Source organism: Clavibacter sp. MX14-G9D (assembly GCF_032917815.1).
GTDB lineage: Bacteria > Actinomycetota > Actinomycetes > Actinomycetales > Microbacteriaceae > Clavibacter > Clavibacter michiganensis_K.
Window position 1 is genome coordinate 1 of record NZ_JAVCVL010000172.1, and the last position, 5,933, is coordinate 5,933.

Consider the following 5,933-nt stretch of genomic DNA (forward strand, 5'->3'; position numbering starts at 1 on the left):
GGCGCCGGCCGCCTGACCCTCGCGGTCGGGGCGTCGGTCGCCACGCAGGTCGCCGTCGCCGTCCCCGAGAGCGGCGTCGTGCCGCTCGAGGAGACCGCGGCCGGGCACGTGCGGGGCGTCGGCATCCGCGCGGCGGAGGCGGACATCGCCTCCGCCGACGCGGTCCTGGCGGGGCCCGGCCTCGACGACGCCGACGAGGCCGAGCGGATGGTCCGGCTCCTCGCGACGCTCGTGCCCGACGACGCCGTCGTGGTGCTCGACGCCTACGCGCTGGGCGTCCTCCCCGCCTGCCGCGAGTCCGCGGCGCACCTCGCCGGGAGGCTCGTGCTCACGCCGAACTCGTCCGAGGCCGAGCGCCTGCTCGGGCGGGAGGCGGGCGACGACGCGGTGGCGGACGCGCGGGAGATCGCCCGCGACTACGCCGCCGTGGTCACGATGGGCGGCGTGGTCGCCGCGCCCGACGGGCGCGCGTGGAGCATCGGCGCGGGCGGCAGCGGGCTCGGCACGTCCGGATCCGGAGACGTCCTCGGCGGCGCGGTGGCGGGCCTGTGCGCCCGCGGCGCCGATCCCGCGCAGGCCGCCGTGTGGGCGACGCACGCCCACGCGGCCGCCGGCGACCGCCTCGCGGTGGGGGTCGGACCGCTCGGCTACCTCGCGAGCGAGCTGCTCGTGGAGCTGCCGCGCGTGCTCGTGGAGCTGGAGGCCTGAGCCGCCGGGCCCGTCCCGGACACGCTCGGCCCCGGGTGCGCCGGCCTGCGGAGCCGCTGTGCGGATCCGGTCCCGCCGGTCATCGCGCGCGCACCGTCGTAGGGTCGGAGCATGACTGATCCCACGTACACCGCACAGCTGGTCGGCCCGGACGGCACCGAGGAGGCCGAGGTCGAGCTCATCAACGGCGAGCCCGTGAAGAGCTTCACGCGCGCCACGTCGCTCACCGAGGAGGAGATCGTCTGGGAGCTCGACGCGGACGCCGACGGCTACGTCTACCGTCCCGCGGGCATCCCGGGCGCCGACTACTCCTGATCCGCGTCGGGGCCGCCGTCAGACGAGCAGGATCGGCAGCAGGCAGAGCACGCTGACCGCTCCCGCGCCCATCGCCGCCAGGGTCCAGGGCAGGGCCGGCGCCGACAGCAGCCGTGCGTTCCCCATCCCCCGCTCGCGGGCGCTCCGCAGGCCGCCGACGCCCAGGAGGACCCCGCTGACGAGGATCGCCGCGGCGGCGACGAGCAGGAGCGCGAGCGTGGTGTCGATCATCGTGCTCACGCTAGCGGCGTGGGATCCCATGGGCGGGGTCCCGCGCGACCCCGCCCGTAGGATCGAGGTCCCGCACGACGTGAGGAATCCCGCATGAGCACCAGCCCGTCCACGCCCGCGACCGACACCGCCGCGATCGCCCGCATCATCGACCACACGCTCCTGAAGCCCGAGGCCACGCGCGACGAGGTCGCCGCGCTGGTCGCCGAGGCCGTCGAGCTCGGCACGTACTCGGTGTGCGTCTCGCCGTCGATGCTGCCGCTCGAGGTCCCCGCGGGCGCCGACCTCCGGGTCGCGGTCGTCTGCGGCTTCCCCAGCGGCAAGCACCACAGCGAGGTCAAGGCCGCCGAGGCCGCGCTCTCCGTCCGCCAGGGCGCGGACGAGGTCGACATGGTCATCGACGTGGGCGCCGCCCGCGAGGGGCGCTTCGACGACGTGGAGGCCGACATCCGCGCCGTCCGCGACGCCGTGCCCGCGCCCGCGGTGCTGAAGGTCATCATCGAGTCCGCCGCGCTCGACGACGACCAGATCGTCGCCGTCTGCCAGGCGGCCGTCGCCGCCGGGGCCGACTTCGTCAAGACGTCCACCGGGTTCCACCCGACCGGCGGCGCCACCGTTCACGCGGTCGAGCTCATGAGCCGCACGGTCGCGGGCCGCGCGGGCGTGAAGGCCTCCGGCGGCATCCGCACGTACGAGACCGCCGTGCAGATGATCGAGGCGGGCGCCACGCGACTCGGCGTCTCCGGCAGCGCGGTCGTGCTCGCCGGCCCCGTGCAGACGCCGGAGAACGGCGCGCTCGGATCGAGCGGGTACTGATGCCCGCGGACCGCCGCGCGCACCTCGCCGACCTCGGCCGCTACATCCAGGCCTCGCCCTCGTCGTTCCACGCGGTCGCCGAGGCCGCGCGCCGGCTCGACGCGGCGGGGTTCACGGGCCTCGACGAGCGCGACGCGTGGCCCACCGGCCCGGGCAGGCGCTACGTCGTGCGCGACGGCGCGCTCCTCGCGTGGATCCAGCCCGCCGGCGCCCACGCCACCACCCCCTTCCGCGTGCTGGGCGCCCACACCGACTCCCCCGGCTTCAAGCTCAAGCCGAAGCCCACCATCGGCTCCGACGGCTGGGTGCAGGCGGGCGTCGAGGTCTACGGCGGCCCGCTCCTCAACTCCTGGCTCGACCGCGACCTGGAGCTCGCCGGCCGCCTGGTCACCCGCGATGGCCGACGCCACCTCGTGCGCACCGGTCCGCTCCTCCGATTCCCGCAGCTGGCCGTCCACCTCGACCGGGGTGTGAACACGGAGGGTCTCCGGCTGGACCCGCAGCGGCACATGTCGCCCGTCCTCGCCGTCGGCTCCCCCGCCGCCCACGACGTGCTCGGCCACCTGGCCGGTCTCGCGGGCGTCGCGGCGGACGACGTGCTCGGCTACGACGTCGGCGTCGCCGACACGCAGGCGCCTGGCCCGCTCGGGCTCGACGGCGCGCTCTTCGCCGCCGGCCGCATGGACAACCTCAGCTCCGTGCACGCGGGGCTGACCGCCCTCCTCGAGCTGGCCACCGCCGAGGAGGACGGGGACGCGCCCATCGCCGTGCTCGCCGCCTTCGACCACGAGGAGGTCGGATCCGCGACCTCGTCGGGAGCCGCCGGCCCCGTCCTCGAGGACGTGCTCGGTCGCGTGTCCGCCGGCCTCGGCGCGGGATCGGAGGAGCGCCGCCGCGCGTTCGCCGACTCCTGGTGCCTGTCGGCCGACGCCGGGCACGCGGTGCACCCGAACCACCCCGACCGCCACGACCCCGCCAACCGGCCCGTGCCGAACGGCGGCCCGCTGCTGAAGATCAACGCGAACCAGCGCTACGCGACCGACGGCGTCGGCGCCCGGGAGTGGGCGCTCGCCTGCGAGCGCGCCGGGGTCCCGTACCAGGAGTTCGTGTCCAGCAATGCGGTTCCGTGCGGCTCGACCATCGGCCCCATCACGGCGACGCGCCTCGGGATCCGCACGGTCGACGTCGGCATCCCGCTGCTGTCGATGCACTCGGCGCGCGAGCTGTGCGGCGCCGACGACCCCGGCCATCTGGCCGCCGCGGCCGCCGCGTTCCTCCGCCCGGCGGCCTGAGGGCCCGGCCCGACACGATGCGCGCCGGGCCCGGCCTCACGGCAGGACGACGCCGCCGATCGACCCGAGCAGCGCCTGCATCCTGGTGAGCTGCTCGCCCTGCGCCGACGACATCGTCGCGGCCAGCTCGAGCGCCTCGGTCGAGGTGCCGAGCTGCGACTCCCCGTCGGCCAGCTCGATGGCGGCCTGGTGCCGGGCGATCATGCCCTGCAGGAACAGCCGCGCCGCGTCCACGCCGCTCGCCGCCCGCAGCGCCTCCAGCTCGGAGTCGAAGGCGGTGTCGCTCATCTCCTCGGTCTCGGCCGCGGATCCGGAGCCCTCCGTCGCGCCGCCCTCGGTCCCGCCCTCGGCGGAGACGCCGCCGGCCTCCTCGCGGTCCTCGGTGCCGTTCGCGCCCGATCCGCCCTCCTCGTCGCCCCACTCCTCCGCGAGCTGCGCGAGGGTCCGCGCCTGCGGGCCCTGCTCGTCGCGGATCTGCACGGCCAGCTCCTGCGCCTCCGGCGGCAGGTCGGTGACCTCGAGCGCCGCCTCGGCCAGCTCGACGGATCCGGCGGCGTGGTCGCCCATCTCCTCGGCGAACGAGAGGTCGGCGCGGTTCCAGCCCTGGGACTCCGTCTCCGTGGGAGCGGCCGCGTCGGCGCTCGCGCTGGCGGCGTCCTCGGGGGTGCGCGGCGGGGTCGAGCAGCCGGCGAGCCCGGCGGCGAGGACGATGGCGGTCGTGACGGCGGTGAGCCGGTAGCGGTATCCCATGCCTCGATCCTCCTCCACGGCGCGCCGGGTGACAGCCCGCCGGTAGGTTCTCCCCATGCCCGAGATCGTCGAACTGCCGCATCCCGGCGTCACCCTCGAGTTCGGCGAGCCGGGCCGCCCGGTGGTGGTCCTCGTCCACGACGACCACGGCCGCCTCCCCTGGCTCGACCAGTACGCGCTGGCGCTCGCCCGCGCGGGCTTCCACGTGCTCGTGCCCGACCTCTACGACGGCCGCGGGACCCTCGACGACGGCCTCGCCGCGGGGCTCGCCGCGCAGCTGGACGTGGGGTTCGCCCTCGGCACCATCCGCGACGGCATCGACTCGGCGCGGGCGCGCGGATCCGAGCGCGTCGGCCTCGTCGGCTTCGCGCCCGGCGGCTGGCTGGCGCTCCTCGAGGCGCAGGACGGCGGCGCGGACGCCGTGGTCGCCTACTGCGCGAGCCTCGGCCCGGAGGAGCACGGCGTGATCCCCTGCGCGGTGCTGCTGCACCTCGCCGAGCACGACGAGTGGGTGGACGACCAGCGGCCCGAGGCCTTCATCGGCCGGCTGCGCGAGCACGGCACGCCCATCACCTCGCACACCTACCCGGGCACGCTCCCCGTGTTCCCGAACGCGAGCCTCCGCGACCGGCTGGATCCCGACGCCGCGGCCCTCGCCTACCGCCGCACCGAGGCGTTCCTCGCGGAGCACCTGGGAAACGCGTGACGATCCGGTAGCTCGACCGCACCAAACCCCGCACGTAAGCGGTACGAATGTATGGAGCCTGGGAAAGCCCCGGCTCTTCCCTACCAATGGAGGCACCATCATGAGCTCGTCCCCGAACCGCCTGCTCGGCACCGTCTTCGGCGCCGTCTACGTCCTCGTCGGCCTTCTCGGCTTCCTGTTCCCGCCGCAGAGCGGAGGGTTCTTCTCCTCCGACGGCGGACTGCTGCTCGGGATCTTCATGGTGAACCCGTTCCACAACGTGGCCCACCTCCTCATCGGCGCGGCCCTGCTCATCGGCGGCCTCTCCAGCGTCGCGTCGGCCAAGGCCGTGAACTCCACCGTGGGCTTCGCGTACCTCGCGCTCGGCATCGTCGGCTTCTTCCTCGTGAACACCGACTTCAACATCCTCGCGCTCAACACCGCGGACCACTTCCTCCACCTCGGCAGCGCCGTCGTGCTGCTGATCGTGGGCCTCGGCGCCGAGAAGGGCGTCCGCAACCGCGCCACCCGCGCGGCCTAGCCGGACCGCCGCCGCGCCGCCGCACCCGGCGCGTCACGCATCACCGCACGACAGATCGACAGATCGACAGCACGCAGCACCGCACCACCGCGGCGCCCGGGACGACGAAGGGACCAGCACGTGTCACTGCTCATCCGCCACTGGCTGGCCCTCGCCGCCCTGGGCGCCGCGCTCATCCACCTGGCCGTCGGGGCGGGATCCCCGCCCGCGGCCATGGTGGCCCTCCTCGTCATCGGCGTCGCCGAGCTGGCCTGGGCCGTCGCGGTCCTCCGCTCGGACCGCCTCCCCGCGGCCGGATGGGCCGTCGTCGGCGCGCTCGTGCCGGTGGCCGGCTGGGCGCTGCTCGTGACCGCCGCGGTCGTCATGCAGGCGCCCGGCATCACCAGCGATCTCCCCGCGATCCCCATGCTCGCCGCGACCCTGCTCGACCTCCTGGTCGCCGCCGTCGTCGGCCGCCACCTCCGCTCGCGCGCCGAGACCGACGCCCAGGCGGCCTGCACCGCCGTCGAGGCGGAGTTCCCCGCCGACGCCGCGCTCATCGGATCCGGCGCCCCGCACCCCGCCGCCGCCCGCGCCGCCACGCCGTCGGCTGCCC

Annotated in this window: 9 protein-coding genes; 7 read left to right on the forward strand and 2 right to left on the reverse strand. The window is 75.6% G+C overall.

From position 1 onward, the window contains the following. The coding region (locus tag Q6969_RS12200; protein WP_317230681.1) for an NAD(P)H-hydrate dehydratase at positions 1–708 on the forward strand (708 nt) is incomplete at its 5' end. Positions 709–819: 111 nt separating this feature from the next. Beyond that, positions 820–1,023, forward strand: coding sequence for a hypothetical protein (locus Q6969_RS12205; protein ID WP_317230682.1), 204 nt, complete (start codon positions 820–822; stop codon positions 1,021–1,023). Between the two features lie 18 nt (positions 1,024–1,041). Here the strand turns inward: Q6969_RS12205 and Q6969_RS12210 are convergent, their stop codons facing one another. Next, positions 1,042–1,254: a hypothetical protein gene (locus tag Q6969_RS12210; RefSeq protein WP_317230683.1), complete on the reverse strand. Its 213-nt coding sequence runs from the start codon at positions 1,252–1,254 to the stop codon at positions 1,042–1,044. Between the two features lie 93 nt (positions 1,255–1,347). Here Q6969_RS12210 and deoC point away from each other — a divergent pair, with 93 nt between their 5' ends. Next, on the forward strand, positions 1,348–2,070 hold the full coding sequence (deoC, locus tag Q6969_RS12215; protein ID WP_317230684.1) for a deoxyribose-phosphate aldolase: 723 nt from the start codon (positions 1,348–1,350) through the stop codon (positions 2,068–2,070). Then, entirely contained in the window at positions 2,070–3,362 is a 1,293-nt protein-coding gene (locus tag Q6969_RS12220) for a M18 family aminopeptidase (protein ID WP_317230685.1), read from the forward strand. The genes deoC and Q6969_RS12220 overlap by 1 nt, the downstream gene beginning before the upstream one ends. 36 nt (positions 3,363–3,398) lie before the next feature. On the opposite strand, the gene Q6969_RS12225 is transcribed toward Q6969_RS12220, so the two are convergent. Further along, on the reverse strand, positions 3,399–4,112 hold the full coding sequence (locus Q6969_RS12225) for a DUF305 domain-containing protein (protein WP_317230686.1): 714 nt from the start codon (positions 4,110–4,112) through the stop codon (positions 3,399–3,401). 55 nt (positions 4,113–4,167) lie between these two features. Between Q6969_RS12225 and Q6969_RS12230 the strand changes: the two genes are divergently transcribed. The 3 genes from Q6969_RS12230 to Q6969_RS12240 all read left to right on the forward strand — a co-directional run. Continuing rightward, the gene (locus Q6969_RS12230; protein ID WP_317230687.1) at positions 4,168–4,818 is read left to right on the forward strand and encodes a dienelactone hydrolase family protein; all 651 of its coding nucleotides are present in this window, start codon (positions 4,168–4,170) and stop codon (positions 4,816–4,818) included. Positions 4,819–4,918: 100 nt separating this feature from the next. Then, positions 4,919–5,338, forward strand: coding sequence for a DUF4383 domain-containing protein (locus Q6969_RS12235; RefSeq protein ID WP_094116808.1), 420 nt, complete (start codon positions 4,919–4,921; stop codon positions 5,336–5,338). A 120-nt stretch (positions 5,339–5,458) separates the two neighbouring features. After that, positions 5,459–5,933: hypothetical protein (locus tag Q6969_RS12240; RefSeq protein ID WP_317230688.1), on the forward strand; the 475-nt coding region annotated here is incomplete at its 3' end.